Raw genomic sequence first — 17,171 nt, 5'->3', positions numbered from 1 at the left:
TTCTACAGGACGGCCGGAATATACAATTAAAAATCGTGTTTTCGAAATGACTATCAGGTCGATAACAGGTCGCGATAAAGTTTCATCATCTCATCCGCCATGACCGGGGTTGAAAATTTCGCCTTGAAGCTGTCCGGGCGAGGCATGATCCGCTGCGCCCAGCCGGCATCCTCGGCATCCTTGACCATGATCCGGGCCAGCGCATCGGCGTCGCCAGCCGGTACGAGCGCCTCGCTGTCTTCTCCAAGGACTTCGGGAATGCCGCCGACATGCGAGGCAATGACCGTTTTTCCCGCCGCAAGCGCTTCGAGCACGATATAGGGCATGGCTTCGGCGCGCGACGGCACGACCACTGTCGTTGCCAGTTCGAAGGCCTGCCTGGCGGGCATGGCCGCATGCATGGAAATCCGTCGGGAAAGCCCTGCCTTGTCGATCATAGCCGCATATTTGTCCCTGTCCGGTCCGTCGCCGACGATCACGCCGGTCATCGGCTGGCCGATGCTGCGTTCCATTTTTGCAAATGCCCTGATGAAGACATCCGGTCCCTTGAGGTCGCGCAACATGCCGATATAGAGAAAACGGGCGGCATCTTCGCGGGCGGGTACGGTCTCGAACTCGCTTTCCTGCACGCCGTTATAGATCATCGCGGTGCGGGTGCGTGGCCTGCCGACCTTGGCTTCGTAAGTCGCCTGCTCGAAATTGCAGACGAAACAGAGCGCATCGGTGAAGTGCTCCTGAAACCGCTCCAGCCGCAGGAAAAGCTGCCCCTTCAGGCTGTTTCGGGCGTAATGCAGGCTGCCGCCATGCGGTGAATAGAGGCGGGCTACGCGATACCTGTTCGCCCGCAGGAGTGAGCCGATCAGCCGGGCAAGAGCGCCACCCTTGGCGCTGTGCCCGTGCAGAATATCCGGCCGCAAACTTTTGATATGCCTGTATGACTTGTAGAGCGCCGGCAGATCGCCGGGGCTGATGGACCGCCGGATGGGCAGGCGGATGAGGCCAAGCTCCAGCATCGGGGTGATCTGCGCGAAAAGCCGTTCCTCATGCGCGCCGCCGGTGGAGCTGTCGCAGACGATGCCGACCTTGTGGCCCTGTTTCACATGTTCTTCGATGAGGTCGCGCACATGGCGGAAGACACCGCCCACCGGGGAGCGGAAGCAGTGAATGATGCGCAGGGGAAGGCCGTCATCCGACACGTTCGCCACTCCGTTTTCAGAAGAAGCGTTCACGCACATAGACGGTATCGCCGGCCAGAATGGGCGCAGTGATACCGATCCGGCCGGTCATCACCTCGGCATTGATCTTGCGGGTGATGTCGACATCGGCCTGATTGGCGCGCGGGGTGAAGCCGCCGGCAATGGCGATGGCGTTTTGCACGGTCATGCCCGGCACGTAGGAATATTGGCCGGGACGGCCGACTTCGCCCATGATGAAGACCGGGCGATAACGATCGATCTCGATCGTCACGTCCGGATCGCGAAGATAACCCTGGCGCAGTTTGGCGGCGATGGCGGCTTCGAGCTGCGGCAGGGTCTTGCCGCGTGCCGGAACCTGGCCGACGAGCGGGAAGGCGACATAGCCGGCCTGATCGACCGTATAGGTATTGGTCAGCCCGGCCTGCTCGAACACGTTGATGCGCAGCCTGTCGCCGCTATCGACATGATAGGGTTGCAGGGCGGCCTCGTTGAAGGACCTCGGAGCGGGTTGATATGCCGCGCAGCCGGAAAGGGCCGTCAGAACGGCGAGCGTCAGTGCGGTGACATGTCGTGATCCGGCGAGCGGCATCTCATCTGGCTCCGAGTCGAACTTTGATCATTCTTATCGTTCTGTTAGGGTTAATGTGCGGTAAACGACCGGCGCGAGCGTTGGTAATATCGGCTTTATTTCGTCGGATTCGCCGGGATTAACTGTTGTGTTACCGGCAAGACTTAAACTTCGCGAAAATTGACCATCTATATTTGAGCGCCCGAGGTTTGTCTCGGTTACGGAGCCCGCATGAACGGCGATCGCATTGACGACAGGGATGTGGATATCGATCTTGCGCAGCTTGTCGCGGCCATATGGCAGCGCAAGGGCCGGATCGCGGCGATCACGCTTCTGGCGGGAGGCGCCGCCTTCGTGATCTCAAGCATGATGTCGCCCGCCTACAAGGGCGAGGCGCGCGTGCTGATCGAATCGCGCGCGGCCTCCTTCGGCGCCTCGCAGCAGTCCAATGCGCCCGCCGAACCCGTGCTCGATGAATTGACCGTTTCCAGCCAGGTGCAGATCCTGCAATCGGTCGACCTTATCAAGCAGGTCGCCAAAGACATGAAGCTTTACGAGCTGGATGAGTTCGATCCGGAGGCCCATCCTTCGCTCGTCTCGCAGCTCCTGGTCGCCGTCGGCGTCAAGAAGGACCCGCTTCAGGTGCTGCCCGAAGAGCGGGTGCTGAAGGCCTTCCGGGAGAGGCTGCAGGTCTATCAGGTCGAAAGCTCGCGCGTCATCACGGTCGAATTTTCCTCGCAGGATCCCAAGCTCGCCGCCGCCATCCCCAATGAGATGATGAAGGCCTATATCGCCCTGCAAAGCGGCGCGAAGCTGGATACGAGCACGGAAGCGGCGCGCTGGCTGGAGCCGGAAATCGCCAATCTGCGCGAAAAGGTGCGCGAGGCCGACAGGAAGGTCGCGGATTACCGCGCCTCCTCCGATCTTCTCTCGGCGGGGCAGGGCGAAACGCTTGCCACCCGCCAGCTCGGCGATATCTCCACCGAACTCGGCCGTATCCGCGGAGAGCGCGCCAATGCGGAGGCGCGGGCGGAAGGCGTGCGCAGCGCGCTTGCAAGCGGCCGCCCGCTGGATACTTTTCCCGATGTCGTCGGTTCCCCGACGATCCAGAGGCTGAAGGAAAACGAAACGACGATCCGCAGCCAGATTTCCGATCTCTCGTCCTCGCTGCTGGAAGGCCATCCGCGCATCCGCGCGCTGCGCAACCAGCTCGACGGCATACAGCGGCAGATTCAGGAAGAGACCCGCAAGGTGCTGGCAAGTCTCGAAAACGAGGCCAATGTTTCGCGCCTGCGGGAGCGGCAGCTGGTCCAGCAGCTGAACATGCTGAAATCGGAAAGCGTGCGTGCGGGCGAACAGCAGGTCGGTCTCAACGATCTGGAGCGGGAAGCCTCGGCGCAAAGGCAGCTTCTGGAAACCTATCTTGCCCGTTACCGCGAAGCGACATCGCGCGCCGGCTCGGTGGACTCCACGCCGGCCGATGCACGCGTCATCTCGACGGCGGTGGAGCCGCGCGAACCCTATTTCCCGAAGACGGGCGCCATCACCATCGTCGTGACGCTGGCGGCCTTTCTGCTGTCCTGCATCGTCGTCATGCTGGTGGAGCTTTTCACCGGCCGGGCTTTAAAGCCGATGGGCAGGAATCAGGTTCCGCCGCTCTCCGATCCGCCATCTCCTTCGCGCGCTCCAGCCGATCCGGACAAGACCACGGACGTGCCGGAACAGTCTGTAGCCGCGCGCCATGAAACCATACAGCCTGCTGCGCGGGCCATGCCGGTTGCGGCATACCAGCCCGTTGCCGAAGAGGAAGAACGGCATGTACCGGCCGTTGCCGCTGCTGCTGCCATACCGGCCTTGCCGGTGGAGGATGTCGCGGCTGCGAAAGAGGAGGCAGTGGAAGAGGAAGTCGACACCGATGACGATTTCTCCATCGACGCGGTCGCAGGTTTCCTCGCCACCCGTGTTGCCAAACCGGTCGCCGCAATCGTGTCGCCGGCCGGTGATAGCGGCTCGACCACGTCCGTCATGCTGGCGCGCGCTTTGTCCGAAATGGGCCGTTCGGTCGTTCTGGTCGACATGACGGCGTCAGCCTGTCCGACGCGGCTGATGGCGCCGGAAGCCGGGCTTCCCGGTGTCATGGACCTTCTGGCGGGCGCGGCCGCCTTCGGTGAAACCATTCACGGCGACCGCCTGTCCGACGCCCATATCGTGCCGCGCGGCAATGCGCAGCCGCGTGAGGCCATGCGTGCGATAGACCGTCTGACGATGATCCTCGGCGCGCTCTCCGACGCTTATGATACCGTCCTCGTCGAATGCGGCGCGGTGCAGATTTCCAGCCTCGGGAAAATGCTGCGCAACCTGCCGGCGGAAATCATCGTCTCGGTTCCCGGCAAGGATAGCGAATTGTTGGAAACGACGCTCGGTGAACTGGTTGCTGAAGGCTATGAGCAGGCATTGCCGATGACCGGCATGCGCAAGCCGGACCATCTGAGCGCGGCCTGAGGTGCGGCAAAACCTGCTCAGTCGGTGGCGGTGTCCATCTTCGAGCGTCCGGCGCGAAAACGCTGAATCAGCGCATAAAGCGCCGGATTGGATTTGATCAGGCTCTTCGTCCGGGCGATGGCGACATAGGCCGAGGCCGCAACACGACCCTTCAACGTCACCGGCAGGAATATATCGTGCTGCACGGTGAAAAGTGGGCACCAGCTGCGCTTGTAGAGCTGGTCGCCGACGCCGAAATCGAAGATTGCCGCCTTTTCGCGGCATGCCCTTTCGATCATCAGCCAGAACAGCAATTCACCGGGGCTGAGTTCCGAAACGGATTCATCGATCGAACCGAACTGGCAGATGATGTGATCCTGCTTGCGAGAAAGGCCGGCTATCGCGGCGATGACGCCCTCGCTTTCGCCATGCAGGCGAATGGCATGCAGTTCCAGCAGACTGTCCGTGCCCGTCTCGGGAAAATTGGCCAGATCGTAGAAGAAATCCCGCACCGATTGATCCCGAAACACATCCGGAATGCCCTGCGAGGCGAAACGGGCTGCTTTCTGGCGGAAAAATGCCTGCAACAATTCGCATTTTTCCTGTGGCGACCGTGCGATCGCATGGCTGTAACCGCCCATTTCCTCGGCCCTTCGGCTCTGGATGCGGAATTTCTTCCGTCGCCTCTTGGCATTGACCTGCCGAAGCGTGGCCTCGAAACTTTCGAACAGGGGAAGTTGGAAGGCCGGATTCTGGTTTTCGACGGAAGCAAGATGCGAGAGGGGATTGGTCCTGTCGCGCCACGTCAGGGGTATGTTCTGCAACGCCAGAATATCGGCCCGGCCATGCAGCAGCTTCCGCGCCTCGCGGGCAATCGCCGCTGCGATTTCCTGTCCGGCCTGTTCGGCAAAAGAAGGGTCGAAAAGCCCCGTATTGATATTGTTGAAACGGCCGCCGGGAAAACGCGCCTTGCGGATGCCGCCTTCCAGTACGATTTCGAGCGGCAACAGAAAGATCGTCTTGCCGCCCTGCCGGCCGCGAAGCGTCAGGAGCGCGCTATCCTGCGTTTGCGCCCAGATGGAGCACCAGCCGAAACCCTGATGCAGTGAGTTGAGCGGGTCGTTTTCCAGCCGCTCCCAGTCGGCACGGATGGTGGAGGCGTCATCGACCAGATCGATCAACAGACGATCAGCACCCCGCCGCTCGTTTTGCACGGCGGTCGGTGCTTGCTCGTCGCTGACAAAGACCGGCCCCTCAGCCGCCATCCACTCTCTCCGGTTGTTTCGGTCGGACTATATCGCTGAGCGGCAAACAATCGGTTTATAAAAATTGCGACCTCAGGGTGTCATGCAATGGTCGGCGCTTAACCCTGCTTTTTGGGTCCGGCCATCCATTTGATGATCAGCATCGCCGGCAGAACCCACAGGATTCCGGTCAGCACGAAATAAGCGAGATGCACCCACCAGGGCGATTGCGCCAGCGCCGCCGATGCAATGGCCGTCGCCACCACGGCGTAAACGACGACGAGGCAGATGATGACGATGGTGCCGATAAGCGATCTGAGGCGAGGGTGCATGAAGTCTTCCGTCATTGAGTATCTGGGAGGGACTATAGCGCCGCGACCGGATGCCGCAAACCCTGAGGCCTTGTTTTGTGGTGCCGGTTGGGGCTAATCAACATGACTGTATGATGGAGACCTGAAAGATGCGTTCGAGCGGCATGACGATGGCAAATGGTTCTGCGGAAATGGTGGTGGAGGCTGCCCTGCAGAAACAGGAGAAGGACCGCCGCCTGCTGCGCATCTGGCTGCGCGTGGTGCTCTTCACGCTCTTCTGTCTGGTCCTCGTCGGCGGCGCCACGCGGCTTACCGAATCCGGCCTGTCGATTACCGAATGGAAGCCGATCCACGGCGCCATTCCGCCGCTTTCCGTCGCCGAATGGGAAGAGGAGTTCCAGCTCTACAAGCGCATTCCCCAATATCAGGAAATCAACAAGGGCATGTCGCTCGACGAGTTCAAGACGATTTTCTGGTGGGAATGGGCGCATCGCCTGCTTGCCCGCACCATCGGCGTCATCTTCGCTTTGCCGCTCGCCTTCTTCTGGTTGACCGGCCGCGTTGAAAAGCGCCTGCGCTTGCCGCTGGTCGGCCTTCTGGCGCTTGGCGGCTTTCAGGGCTTCATCGGCTGGTGGATGGTCTCTTCCGGCCTCGTCAACCGCACGGATGTTTCGCAATATCGCCTTGCCACACATCTGACCATCGCCTGCCTCATCTTTGCGGGCTGCATGTGGATTTTGCGCGGACTGTCGCATCATTCCCCCGAGGCCGCCGACGAAAAGACGGGCAGGGGTTTTGCCGCGCTGCTGACAGTGCTCTGTCTCTTCCAGATCTATCTCGGCGCATTGGTGGCGGGGCTGAATGCCGGCCTTTCCTATAATACCTGGCCGCTGATGGACGGCTCGCTGGTGCCGGGCGATCTCTTCCTGCAACAGCCCTGGTGGATCAACCTCTTCGAGAACCCCAAGACGGTGCAATTCGTCCACCGCCTCGGCGCTTATACGCTGTTTGCCGTCACGCTGTGGCATATGGCGTCGATGGCCCGCGCCTTGCCCGGCACGCCACACGCCCGCCGCGCGGTGCTGTTCTTCGTGCTCGTCTCCATTCAGGCGGCGCTTGGCATCACCACGCTGCTCATGCATGTGGATATTCACGTCGCGCTCGCTCATCAGGGCATGGCGCTGATCGTGCTCGGTTTCGCCGTCGCCCACTGGCGCGGTTTCATCGGCGAATATCCGGCGCCTGTTGCGGTCGAAGTCAGGGACTGAAGCGGCTTAGAACTGCCCGAGCACCGTTTTGATGGTGGCCGCGACGGCGAGTTCGTTGTCGCGTTCCTCCGCATTGCCGTCCTCTTCGTGCCACGCGGCAGAAAGGCAGCCATAGGCAAAGGCATATTGCAGCAATAGCCGTTCGTCCCGTTGCAGAGCCTTCGCAAAAATCGCCGCCATGGAGGCGATGCGCGCCTCGCTGCGGGTGAGGTCGAAACGGTCGAGCGGATTGGAGAACATGTTGGCGACATCAAGCGCCGCATCGCCGATCAGGCCGGCCGGGTCGATGATGATCCAGCCGCGTTCACTGCGCATGATGTTTTCATGGTGCAGATCGCCGTGCAGCGGCTTCACATCCCGTTGCCGGTCGATCAGTGCCTGCGCCAGCGTGGCCGCCTCGATATAGGGGCTGTCCATGCCGTCGGTACGGTCCTGTTCGGCCTTGCGGAACAGGCTCTCGAAATAGCGCGGCAGTGTCAGCAGGCTTGAAGGCGGCGGCTGCTGCGATGGTTGATGATATCTGAGCAGGACATCGGCGGCGATTTCCGTGGTGGCGTCGTCGTTGCCGTCACGAAACAGCACGTCGCGCAGGGTCTCGGTGCCGGCATGTTCCATCAGCAGAATATCGTCGGAGCGGTCGAGCAGTTCCACGCAACCGATGCCGGCGCGCCATTTAATGAAATCCGCGCCGCGAAGGCTGTCCTTCAGCACTTTCTGTTTCAGAACCTTGGCGACGGCAAGGGAACCGTCGCCGCGCGTAAGCTCGTAGACCACCCCGGCCGGCGTATCGGCAATAGGTTTCGCGGCCTCGATATTCCACGAGGCCGGAAAAGAGGGCGGGGCAATGTTCATGAGAAAAGTCTCATGCGGAAAGCATCAGTTCCATGTTCTGCACGGCAGCACCGGATGCGCCCTTTCCGAGATTGTCGAGCAGCGCGACGAGGTTGATGTGTTCGCCGCCCGGCGTACCGAAGACGAACAGTTTCATCGTGTCCTTGCCTGCCAGTTCCTCGGCGTCGATGCGCGCGAGCCCCTTGCTTTCGGCAAGCGGCACCACATTGACGATGTCCTGTCCCGCATAGTGGGCGGTCAGCGCCGCATGGATCGTTTCGACGGTCGCGCCTTCCTTCAGGTCGGCGGCAAACAGTGGAACCTGCACGATCATGCCCTGCGGGAAACGACCGACGGAAGGCGAAAACAACGGCGCGCGGTCGAGCTGGCCGTGAATGGTCATTTCCGGCACGTGCTTGTGCTTGAGCGTCAGGCCATAAAGGAAATTATTGGCGCTGATCGCGTCATCGCGGCTCTGGTCTTCCATCTGGGCGATCATCTGCTTGCCGCCGCCGGTGTAGCCGGAAACCGCGTTGACGCTGACGGGATAACCGTCCGGCAGCAGGCCTGCGGCGCGCAGCGGGCGCAGAAGCGCGATCGCGCCGGTCGGGTAGCAGCCCGGATTGGCGACGAGACGGGCGGAACGAACCTTCTCGCCCTGTTCCTTATCCATTTCGGCAAAGCCATAGGCCCAGTCCTGATGGACGCGATAGGCGGTCGAGGTATCGATGATGCGGACATTGTTGTTGCCGGCCACCATGGAGACCGCTTCCCGGGAAGCATCGTCCGGCAGGCAGAGGATCGAAATGTCGGCATTGTTGAGCATATCCTCGCGCATCGCCGCATTGCGGCGCTCAGCCTCGGGTATGGACAGCAGCTCGATATCGCGGCGACCGGCAAGGCGCGTGCGGATCTGCAGACCCGTGGTGCCGTGTTCGCCATCGATGAAGATCTTCGCTGTCATGTCCTTGTCCTGACTTTTCAAAGGGTTGCGAGGGTAATCGGAATCAGTTTGGCAGGCGCCGTTTTCGTTATCAGCCGGCCTTGGCCAGCCGTTCGGCGCGCAGGCCAAGCATATACATTGCAACGGTGGCTCCGGCAATGGCGGTAATGTCAGCATGGTCGTATGCGGGCGCGACTTCCACCACGTCCGAACCGCGAATATCGAGCTGGCCAAGCCCGCGCAGAACGGAGAGAATTTTAGCACTGGTCGGCCCACCGGCCACCGGCGTTCCGGTTCCCGGCGCGAAGGCGGGATCGAGGCAATCGATATCGAAGGTCAGATAAGCGGGCATGCCGGCCGTGTGTTTGACGATCAGCGAGGCGATATCGCTCGCCCGCATCTCCTCCACCTCGTAACCGTGGAGAATGCGAATGCCGAAATCGTCAGGCGCATGGGTGCGGATGCCGATCTGGATGGACCGGTCAGGATCGATCAGGCCATCGCGCACGGCGCGCGCCACGAAGGAGCCATGGTCGATGCGCTTGCCGTCATCGAACCAGGTGTCCTGATGCGCATCGAACTGCACCAGCGCCAACGGTCCATGTTTGGCCACATGCGCCTTCAAAAGCGGCCATGTAATGAAGTGATCGCCGCCAAGCGTCAGCAGGTAATCCGTCTTGGAAATGATCCGGCGCGCTTCCTTTTCGATCGTATCAGGCGTTTTCCAGTGATTACCGTAGTCGAGCAGACAGTCGCCATAGTCGATGGTCGGCATATGGGCGAAAAGATCGCGCGCGAAAGGATATTGCGGATCGTTGTCGAAGATCGCCGAGGCGCGGCGGATCGCCTGCGGCCCGAAACGGGCGCCCGGCCGATTGGAGGTGGCCGCATCGAAGGGAATGCCCCAGACGGCCGTCGATACGCCCTTGAGATTCTTGGTGTATTTGCGCCGCATGAAGGAGAGGACGCCCGCATGGGTCGGGTCGGTGGCGGCCGATGTCAGGGTCGTTGCGGTGAAGGCATGGTCGATGGTTTTGGACGGCATTGAACACCCCATTGCGGTTTGCGCCGAGGTTGCTGTCTTCCTGTTGAAAAAACAAGGGAGGAGACCATGAAAAAAGGCGGAGCCGAAGCCCCGCCTTTCGAAGTTCTGAACGAACCGTTCGTAGAAGCGATTAGCGCTTCGAGAACTGGAACGAACGGCGGGCCTTGGCCTTACCGTACTTCTTACGCTCGACGACGCGGCTGTCGCGGGTCAGGAAGCCGCCCTTCTTCAGAACGGAGCGCAGGCCCGGTTCGAAGTAGGTGAGGGCCTTGGACAGGCCGTGACGAACGGCGCCGGCCTGACCGGAGAGACCACCACCGGCAACGGTGGCGATGATGTCGAACTGACCCGTGCGGGCAGCGGCGACGATCGGCTGCTGAAGGATCATCTGCAGAACCGGACGTGCGAAATACGTGGTGAAATCGCGGCCGTTGATGATGATCTTGCCAGAACCGGCCTTGACCCATACGCGGGCTACGGCGTTCTTGCGCTTGCCGGTCGCGTAGGAGCGGCCGAGGGTGTCAACCTTGCGGACATGCACGGGAGCCGAAGCTTCCGAAGCCGGGGCGAGGTCTTTCAGAGAGGAAAGATCGGCCATTATCAGGCGCTCCTTACGTTCTTCTTGTTGAGCGCGGCAACGTCGAGAACGACCGGCTGCTGTGCTTCGTGCGGGTGGTTGGAACCGGCGTAAACGCGCAGGTTCTTCATCTGGCGACGGCCGAGCGGGCCGCGCGGGATCATGCGCTCGACGGCCTTTTCAACGACGCGCTCCGGGAAGCGGCCTTCGATGATCTGGCGAGCCGTACGCTCCTTGATGCCACCCGGGTGACCGGTGTGCCAGTAGTACTTCTTGTCGGAATACTTCTTGCCGGTGAGAGCAACCTTTTCCGCGTTGATGACGATGACGTTGTCGCCATCATCGACGTGGGGGGTGTAGGTAGCCTTGTGCTTGCCGCGCAGGCGGGTTGCAACGATGGTGGCGAGGCGACCAACAACGAGGCCTTCGGCGTCGATGATGACCCACTTCTTCTCCACCTCAGCGGGCTTCTGAACGAAAGTAGACATGGATTTCACTTTCTAACGTGGACCCGTCATCCTCTTTGAAGAAAGAGCATACGGGCGTTTCTTGTTGCTTGGTTTGGTTGCCATCAGGGGCAACCGCAAATGACCCTATTCCGGCTGGAATCCGATCTGGCGCGCTTATACGGTGCGCGAGCGAAAGCGTCAATATGACGGATTTTGGAGGGCGTAAAAATAATATAGCAAAAACAATGGCTTGATAATGGGGTATTATTTTACCTCATCGAACCACCCTGTTTTATCCCAGTCGCATCACCAGAACGCCTGCTGCAATGATGCCTCCGGCAAGATAACGCCAGATGCTGGCGCGTTCCTTTAGGATCACCACGGAGATCACCAGCGCAAAGAGAATGGAGGTTTCCCGCAGCGCCGCGACGACGGCGACGGGCGCCTTGGTCATGGCGTAGAGCGCCAGCCCGTAGGAGAGAATGGAGCCGCCGCCGCCAATCAGGCCGCGCCACCAGTTGCGCCGGACATGGTCCGCGACCGGGCCCACACCGCGCTGATAAAAGGCGAAGCCGAAAAGCAGCACGGGCGGCAGAAGCGACATCCACAGCGTATAGGAGATGGCGTTGCCGGAAAGCCTTGCGCCGACACCGTCGACGAAGGTGTAGGATGCGATCACGAAGGCGTTGAGCAGGGCGACCATGATCGCCTTTCTGCCACCGCGCCGCGCCTCGAAAGCGAGCGTCAGGATGCCGCCGGAGATGACGGCGATGCCGGCAAGGGCCAGCGGGCTCAAAATCTCGCTCAGGAACAGGCTGCTCGTCGCAGCGACGATCAGGGGCGCCACGCCGCGCATGACGGGATAGACAAGACCGATGTCGCCGATCGTATAGGCGGCGGCGACAAGCCGGAAATAGGCGAATAGCAGAACGGCCGAAGCGATCAGGAAAGGAATGGCGACCGGCGCGGGAAATGGCAGGAAAGGCAGAAACGGCAGCGAACAAGCCGCAGCGCCCGCCGCGATCAGCGAGGCGTCCAGCGATTTGTCGGATCCGGCTTTGACCAGCGCATTCCATCCGGCATGCAGCATCGCGCCCAGGAGCACCAGAAGAAGAATGTCAAATGTCACAATAGAGACTCGCTCGCGGGCTACTTTGGGCAACCTACAGCATCGGCTTGAAAACCGGAATCGATTTTCGGCGAGGGCGGTAAGCCTCTCCCGATTGTTCGAGCACGTGTTTTGCGACCAGGAAACCGCCCCCAAACGGCATACGGTCACTGCGGATACTGCAACGCGCGTAAAATTTATGCTTTGTGCATGTCATGGCGCCGGGGAATGATTTTGCGCCGGGTCGATATGGCGTTCTGCTCATGATTTCATCCGTCAGATAGGGGCATAAGCGTCCCACGCACAGCTTATGGTTTCGCCTCGGGCCAAATTTTCACTTAAAATACTACCAATTTTGTCAAATATTATTGCCCGGTGCGCCATGGCGCTTCGGGCGCAAAGTGTATCAATCGGGCGAAGGTGGGCATGAAAAGAAATTTCATATCTTTCATGAATCGGCAACTGTAACGTTGTAGATTTGTATATAGATTGATTTGCAGAATAACTTTCTGAAAATTAGATATCTCTAATTTTCTTGTGAACGGAATGAAAACAAACAGGAGACGAAGAGCGCATGAATTGCACGCTAATGTTGTTTGAGCCCTCATTTGCAGCAATTCACGTCATTTTGAAAACTGGACAAAAATAGTCCATACACCCGCCATTCCCGCGCTCTGGTGAAATCATTTTGCGTGAGCGAAAATGTGCCACTGCGCGACGAGGAGACTGCCGCAATGGCAATTTTCAGCCGGGCAGGGGTTCAAGAGAGCGAAGAACCTTCCTAGATGGAAAGGGCGGGCGCAACCGGCAGCGTCAGGAACGCGTCAGTGGAATTATGCAGGAGACGCTATGCTCGCGGCGCTTTCGAATGGCGCAGCTGCATTGGTATTCTTCAAACCGTGCGACGCTCCAGAAGGGATAAGTTGACATGCAGCATGATAGTTACGAGCCCGATTACCTCAGAAAAATTCTGACCGATGTCAAAACCATCGCCCTGCTCGGTGCTTCGCCCAACCCGGACAGGCCGAGCCACGGCGTGATGCGCTTCCTGCTGTCCAGGGGTTATCGTGTGTTTCCGGTCAATCCCGGCCAGGCAGGCAAGGAGATATTGGGGCAGAAGGTCTATGCCAAACTCGCCGATATTCCCGAGCCGGTGGACATGATCGACGTTTTCCGGGCACCGGAATATTTGTCGGCAATCGTCGAGGAGGCGATATTGCTGCCGGAGCGGCCATCGGTAATCTGGGGCCAGCTTTCCGTTCGCGATGACAATGCCGCCGCCAAGGCGGAAGCCTACGGTATGGAAGTCGTGATGGACCGTTGTCCTGCAATTGAGTATCCGCGTCTCAATATTGTGCGATAGTTGGTACGGATCGGACTTACCATTTGGCGGCAAGGCATTATGATCCCTCCGAAATTCCAATTGGAGGAAACATCATGCCGAGCAGCAATCCCGGGTTTTCGACGCTGGCCGTTCATGCGGGCGCGCAACCCGATCCGACCACCGGCGCGCGTGCCACGCCCATTTATCAGACCACGGCCTATGCTTTCCGCGACGCCGATCACGCCGCCGCCCTGTTCGGATTGAAAGAGTTCGGCAATATCTACACCCGCATCATGAACCCCACCCAGGCGGTTCTGGAAGAGCGCGTGGCAGCACTTGAAGGCGGCACGGCCGCGCTTGCCGTCGCGTCCGGCCATGCCGCGCAATTGCTGGTCTTCCATACACTGCTGCAGTCCGGCGACAATTTCGTCGCCGCCCGCCAGCTCTATGGCGGCTCGATCAACCAGTTCGGCCACGCCTTCAAGGGTTTCGACTGGCAGGTCCGCTGGGCCGACGCCACCGATCCGGCCAGCTTCGAGGCGCAGATCGATGAGCGCACCCGTGCCGTCTTCATCGAAAGCCTTGCCAATCCCGGCGGTACTTTCGTGGATATCGCCGCAATCGCCGATGTCGCCCATCGGCACGGTCTGCCGCTGATCGTTGATAACACCATGGCGAGCCCCTATCTGCTGCGGCCGCTGGAACACGGCGCTGACATCGTGCTGCATTCGCTGACGAAGTTCCTCGGAGGCCACGGCAATTCCATGGGTGGCATCATCGTTGACGGAGGGACCTTCGACTGGTCTGCGACGGACCGATATCCGGCGCTGTCACAGCCCCGGCCGGAATATTCCGGCGTCGTGCTGCACCAAACCTTCGGCAATTTCGCCTTCGCCATCGCCTGCCGCGTGCTGGGATTGCGCGACCTCGGTCCGGCGATCTCGCCCTTCAACGCCTTCCTCATCCTGACCGGCATAGAAACCCTGCCTTTGCGCGTTCAGCGCCATTCCGACAATGCGCTTGCCGTCGCGAAATGGCTGAAGGCGCATCCCAAGGTTGGCTGGGTGCATTATGCGGGGCTGGAAGACAGCGACAATCACGCCATCCAGCAGCATTATTCGCCAAAGGGGGCGGGCTCCGTCTTCACCTTCGGCGTCAAGGGCGGTTATGCGGCCGGCAAGGCGCTGGTGGAAGGGCTGCAGCTCTTCTCCCATCTGGCCAATATCGGCGACACGCGCTCGCTCGTCATCCACCCTGCCTCCACCACCCATGCGCAGTTGACACCGGAACAGCAGACAGCCGCCGGCGCCGGGCCGGATGTGGTTCGCCTGTCGGTCGGCATCGAGGACGTCAAGGACATCATCGCCGATCTCGAGCAATCGCTCGCCAAGGTTTGATCTGGTGGTTCACGCGAGTTTGGTGCCCGCGTGACACCCAATGGTATTTTAGTGTGATTGAGCGGCCGCCGGAAAACCATGGAACAATGTTTTTCGGCGGCAGCGGATTTAAGTGTAGGCCCCTGCAGTTCCATCGCGAAAGATACGCCACATGAAAAACCGAACCGGAATGCTCCGTATTGTCACCCTTCTCCTTGCAATCGGGGTCGCGGGTGTGGCTGATATACCGGTCGTAGCTTCTGTTTCGCCGGCAAAGGCCGAGGCGGAATATTTCCCGACGCAGCAGGATTTTGTCGGAAAATGGAAGCTCACCGGCGCGACCAGCCGCCCGCCGCGCGATATGAAGACTGCGCCGACCTCTCAGCAGGAAGCGGATGCAACATTGTTCCAGGAGACGGTGACGACATTTTACTCCGCGTTTGATTATCTGGAGATCACGGCGGACGGTCGCTACAATTTCCATCAACCCGGCGATCCCTCAGGTTCATGCGTCTGGTGCGGCACATGGTCCTTTGACAAGAGTTCGCTGTGGCTGAAGCTGGATACCGCGCCCCGGCTCGATATATACGCGAAGGACGGCGATATACAGATGACGTACACGGCCGAACCCGACAAGAAGTCGAAATACACCTGGCTGGTTTTCGGCTGGACGAAGATGGAGTAGGCACCGCGCTTCATCGGCGGCAACGCCGAACCTTGACACCCAGGACTATTTGACGAAGAGCCCACAATTGAGCAAAGCTGTATTGCCAACCATATTTGACGGACAGGAGACGTCATGACGAATTTTCTGTCCTTAGATGATGTTACCGAGCTGGAATACGGTGCGCCCGCGCCGGAAAGACTGATTTCCGGCGATCCCAAATTCACCACATGGAATATCGAGGAAGCTCCCGGCGGCATCTATGCCGGCATCTGGCAGTCCACGCCCGGCAAATGGCGGGTGGTCTATGACGAATGGGAATATTTCAACATCCTCGAAGGCCATTCCATCCTGACCGAAGACGGCGGTGCGCCGCGCGATCTGAGACCGGGCGACCGCGTTATCCTGCGTCCTGGCTTTACGGGCACGTGGGAGGTCGTGGAAACGACGCGCAAGGATTATGTCATCCGGCTCTGAACCGGGATGATCCTTGCGAGTGCTCTACCGGCCAAATCTCACCAACTGAGATCGAGCCGCTCCAGACCGTGGAAATGATAGACATCCTTGACCCTGGGCGGCTCGGCGATCTTCAGGCCCGGCAGGCGTTTGAAAAGCAGGGGCAGGGCAAGGTTGAGCTCCAGCCTCGCCAGCGGCGCGCCGATGCAGAAGTGGATGCCGGCGCCGAAGGAGACGTTCGCGCCCTCGTTGCGGTCCGGCCGGAAGGTCAAGGGATCGGAAAACTTTGCCGGATCGAGATTGGCGGCTGCGAGGATGAGGCTGACCTTGTCGCCGCGCTTGAATGCGACGCCGTCGATTTCGACCGGTTCCAGAACCCAGCGCTGGAAAATATGAACCGGGGCACAGATACGCAGGGTTTCCTCCACCGTGCGTTCCGTGGTCGCATCGTCGTTAAACAGGGTCTCGGGAGAGATGCCGCTTTCCAGAATGATGCGCACGGAATTGCCGATCTGGTGCACGGTCGCCTCGTGCCCGGCATTCAGCAGCACGATGGTGGTGGAGACGAGCTCGTCGTCGGTCAGATACTGGCCCTTGTGCTCCGTATGGATCATGTGGCTCAGCAGATCGTCTTTCGGCTCCGCCCGCCGCTCGGCGATCACACTGCGCACATAGTCTGAGAATTCATGTGCGGCCCTGTCGGCCAGCAGCTCGTCTTCCGGCGTGCGCTTGAACATATACATGCCGACATAGGCATGCGACCATTTCAGAAGCTGCGGCCCCATCTCCTCGGGAATGCCGATCATGCGGGCGATCATCGTCACCGGAATGGTATCGGCATAGGAGGAGAGCAGTTCCGTTTCGCCCTTGCTTTCGAAGGCGTCGATCAGACGGTTGGCGAGTTCCTCGATTTCCGGCTTCATCTTGTCGACGTGCCGCGACACGAAGGCGCGGTTGATGAGCGTGCGCAGCCGCGTGTGCTCCGGCGGCTCCAGCTCCAGAAGCGAATGCTGCTCGGCGGCGTCGAAATGCTTCACATGTTCGAGCGGCTCAGCCAGGCCGATCTCTTCGCGGCTTGCCACATGCAGGATCTGCCGTCCGAAGCGGCGGTCGCGCAAAAGCGCGCTCACATGGTCGTATCCGGTGAAAAACCATTGCCGCTGTTCTTCCCAGTAGAAGGTAGGACATTCAGCGTGCAGGGCCGCATAGACCGGGTTCGGATCGTTGTAGAAAGCCGGGTCGCGGGCATCGAGGGAAACGCGGCGGGTGGCGGGATCGATTTTGAGAAACGGAAATGTCGCTGTCATGCCCTTGGTCTATTCCGCGCGCG

At 60.1% G+C, this 17,171-nt stretch carries 17 protein-coding genes; 6 read left to right on the top strand and 11 right to left on the bottom strand.

The window, feature by feature from the left end:
• Positions 1-53: 53 nt before the first annotated feature.
• Positions 54-1,196: a polysaccharide biosynthesis type 4 glycosyltransferase UppD gene (uppD, locus tag ACIK7D_RS01790; protein WP_400156000.1), complete on the bottom strand. Its 1,143-nt coding sequence runs from the start codon at positions 1,194-1,196 to the stop codon at positions 54-56.
• 16 nt (positions 1,197-1,212) lie between these two features.
• A complete protein-coding gene (uppC, locus tag ACIK7D_RS01785; RefSeq protein WP_003502309.1) occupies positions 1,213-1,785 on the bottom strand; it encodes a polysaccharide export protein UppC in 573 nt (190 codons plus the stop codon).
• Positions 1,786-1,995: 210 nt separating this feature from the next.
• On the opposite strand from uppC, the gene uppB reads away from it, so the two are divergent.
• Positions 1,996-4,266, top strand: coding sequence for a polysaccharide biosynthesis protein UppB (gene uppB / locus ACIK7D_RS01780; protein WP_400155480.1), 2,271 nt, complete (start codon positions 1,996-1,998; stop codon positions 4,264-4,266).
• Positions 4,267-4,283: 17 nt separating this feature from the next.
• Here the strand turns inward: uppB and uppA are convergent, their stop codons facing one another.
• Positions 4,284-5,510, bottom strand: coding sequence for a polysaccharide biosynthesis GNAT family N-acetyltransferase UppA (uppA, locus tag ACIK7D_RS01775; protein ID WP_400155479.1), 1,227 nt, complete (start codon positions 5,508-5,510; stop codon positions 4,284-4,286).
• A gap of 98 nt (positions 5,511-5,608) precedes the next feature.
• Positions 5,609-5,821, bottom strand: a complete 213-nt coding sequence (locus ACIK7D_RS01770; protein ID WP_020811154.1) for a DUF2842 domain-containing protein — start codon at positions 5,819-5,821, stop codon at positions 5,609-5,611.
• A gap of 143 nt (positions 5,822-5,964) precedes the next feature.
• Here ACIK7D_RS01770 and ACIK7D_RS01765 point away from each other — a divergent pair, with 143 nt between their 5' ends.
• The gene (locus ACIK7D_RS01765) at positions 5,965-7,068 is read left to right on the top strand and encodes a COX15/CtaA family protein (protein ID WP_164865335.1); all 1,104 of its coding nucleotides are present in this window, start codon (positions 5,965-5,967) and stop codon (positions 7,066-7,068) included.
• A gap of 6 nt (positions 7,069-7,074) precedes the next feature.
• Here ACIK7D_RS01765 and ACIK7D_RS01760 read toward each other — a convergent pair whose 3' ends face one another.
• From ACIK7D_RS01760 to ACIK7D_RS01735, 6 genes are all read right to left on the bottom strand, one after another.
• Complete coding sequence (locus ACIK7D_RS01760) at positions 7,075-7,920, bottom strand: aminoglycoside phosphotransferase family protein (RefSeq protein WP_262535134.1); 846 nt, start codon at positions 7,918-7,920, stop codon at positions 7,075-7,077.
• A gap of 10 nt (positions 7,921-7,930) precedes the next feature.
• A complete protein-coding gene (argC, locus tag ACIK7D_RS01755; protein WP_035217708.1) occupies positions 7,931-8,863 on the bottom strand; it encodes an N-acetyl-gamma-glutamyl-phosphate reductase in 933 nt (310 codons plus the stop codon).
• 70 nt (positions 8,864-8,933) lie between these two features.
• The gene (gene speB / locus ACIK7D_RS01750; RefSeq protein ID WP_400155478.1) at positions 8,934-9,887 is read right to left on the bottom strand and encodes an agmatinase; all 954 of its coding nucleotides are present in this window, start codon (positions 9,885-9,887) and stop codon (positions 8,934-8,936) included.
• Between the two features lie 130 nt (positions 9,888-10,017).
• Positions 10,018-10,485: a 30S ribosomal protein S9 gene (gene rpsI / locus ACIK7D_RS01745; RefSeq protein ID WP_003521540.1), complete on the bottom strand. Its 468-nt coding sequence runs from the start codon at positions 10,483-10,485 to the stop codon at positions 10,018-10,020.
• 2 nt (positions 10,486-10,487) lie between these two features.
• Positions 10,488-10,952, bottom strand: a complete 465-nt coding sequence (gene rplM, locus ACIK7D_RS01740) for a 50S ribosomal protein L13 (protein WP_004441288.1) — start codon at positions 10,950-10,952, stop codon at positions 10,488-10,490.
• 253 nt (positions 10,953-11,205) lie between these two features.
• A complete protein-coding gene (locus ACIK7D_RS01735) occupies positions 11,206-12,042 on the bottom strand; it encodes an EamA family transporter (RefSeq protein ID WP_400155477.1) in 837 nt (278 codons plus the stop codon).
• A 907-nt stretch (positions 12,043-12,949) separates the two neighbouring features.
• Here ACIK7D_RS01735 and ACIK7D_RS01730 point away from each other — a divergent pair.
• From ACIK7D_RS01730 to ACIK7D_RS01715, 4 genes are all read left to right on the top strand, one after another.
• Positions 12,950-13,384: a CoA-binding protein gene (locus ACIK7D_RS01730; RefSeq protein ID WP_020810502.1), complete on the top strand. Its 435-nt coding sequence runs from the start codon at positions 12,950-12,952 to the stop codon at positions 13,382-13,384.
• A 74-nt stretch (positions 13,385-13,458) separates the two neighbouring features.
• On the top strand, positions 13,459-14,742 hold the full coding sequence (locus tag ACIK7D_RS01725; protein ID WP_065653995.1) for an O-acetylhomoserine aminocarboxypropyltransferase: 1,284 nt from the start codon (positions 13,459-13,461) through the stop codon (positions 14,740-14,742).
• 151 nt (positions 14,743-14,893) lie between these two features.
• Positions 14,894-15,406, top strand: a complete 513-nt coding sequence (locus ACIK7D_RS01720) for a hypothetical protein (protein ID WP_262535140.1) — start codon at positions 14,894-14,896, stop codon at positions 15,404-15,406.
• Between the two features lie 114 nt (positions 15,407-15,520).
• Positions 15,521-15,862 (top strand): cupin domain-containing protein, encoded by a 342-nt coding sequence (locus ACIK7D_RS01715; protein ID WP_080817196.1) that lies wholly within the window; start codon positions 15,521-15,523, stop codon positions 15,860-15,862.
• A gap of 38 nt (positions 15,863-15,900) precedes the next feature.
• Here the strand turns inward: ACIK7D_RS01715 and ACIK7D_RS01710 are convergent, their stop codons facing one another.
• Positions 15,901-17,148 (bottom strand): cytochrome P450, encoded by a 1,248-nt coding sequence (locus ACIK7D_RS01710; RefSeq protein WP_400155476.1) that lies wholly within the window; start codon positions 17,146-17,148, stop codon positions 15,901-15,903.
• Between the last annotated feature and the right edge of the window lie 23 nt (positions 17,149-17,171).

It is taken from the genome of Agrobacterium sp. P15N1-A, from assembly GCF_044626815.1.
GTDB classification, from domain to species: domain Bacteria; phylum Pseudomonadota; class Alphaproteobacteria; order Rhizobiales; family Rhizobiaceae; genus Agrobacterium; species Agrobacterium leguminum.
This window is presented reverse-complemented; position numbering and strand designations above follow the sequence as displayed.

What these genes read in the sequence shown, in the direction of transcription:
- uppA (WP_400155479.1), bottom strand. Translation starts at nt 5,510, where the DNA reads ATGGCGGCTGAGGGGCCGGTCTTTGTCAGCGACGAGCAAGCACCGACC.
- ACIK7D_RS01770 (WP_020811154.1), bottom strand. Translation starts at nt 5,821, where the DNA reads ATGCACCCTCGCCTCAGATCGCTTATCGGCACCATCGTCATCATCTGC.
- ACIK7D_RS01760 (WP_262535134.1), bottom strand. Translation starts at nt 7,920, where the DNA reads ATGAACATTGCCCCGCCCTCTTTTCCGGCCTCGTGGAATATCGAGGCC.
- rpsI (WP_003521540.1), bottom strand. Translation starts at nt 10,485, where the DNA reads ATGGCCGATCTTTCCTCTCTGAAAGACCTCGCCCCGGCTTCGGAAGCT.
- argC (WP_035217708.1), bottom strand. Translation starts at nt 8,863, where the DNA reads ATGACAGCGAAGATCTTCATCGATGGCGAACACGGCACCACGGGTCTG.
- ACIK7D_RS01710 (WP_400155476.1), bottom strand. Translation starts at nt 17,148, where the DNA reads ATGACAGCGACATTTCCGTTTCTCAAAATCGATCCCGCCACCCGCCGC.
- speB (WP_400155478.1), bottom strand. Translation starts at nt 9,887, where the DNA reads ATGCCGTCCAAAACCATCGACCATGCCTTCACCGCAACGACCCTGACA.
- rplM (WP_004441288.1), bottom strand. Translation starts at nt 10,952, where the DNA reads ATGTCTACTTTCGTTCAGAAGCCCGCTGAGGTGGAGAAGAAGTGGGTC.
- ACIK7D_RS01765 (WP_164865335.1), top strand. Translation starts at nt 5,965, where the DNA reads ATGACGATGGCAAATGGTTCTGCGGAAATGGTGGTGGAGGCTGCCCTG.
- ACIK7D_RS01725 (WP_065653995.1), top strand. Translation starts at nt 13,459, where the DNA reads ATGCCGAGCAGCAATCCCGGGTTTTCGACGCTGGCCGTTCATGCGGGC.
- uppB (WP_400155480.1), top strand. Translation starts at nt 1,996, where the DNA reads ATGAACGGCGATCGCATTGACGACAGGGATGTGGATATCGATCTTGCG.
- ACIK7D_RS01720 (WP_262535140.1), top strand. Translation starts at nt 14,894, where the DNA reads ATGAAAAACCGAACCGGAATGCTCCGTATTGTCACCCTTCTCCTTGCA.
- ACIK7D_RS01715 (WP_080817196.1), top strand. Translation starts at nt 15,521, where the DNA reads ATGACGAATTTTCTGTCCTTAGATGATGTTACCGAGCTGGAATACGGT.
- uppC (WP_003502309.1), bottom strand. Translation starts at nt 1,785, where the DNA reads ATGCCGCTCGCCGGATCACGACATGTCACCGCACTGACGCTCGCCGTT.
- ACIK7D_RS01730 (WP_020810502.1), top strand. Translation starts at nt 12,950, where the DNA reads ATGCAGCATGATAGTTACGAGCCCGATTACCTCAGAAAAATTCTGACC.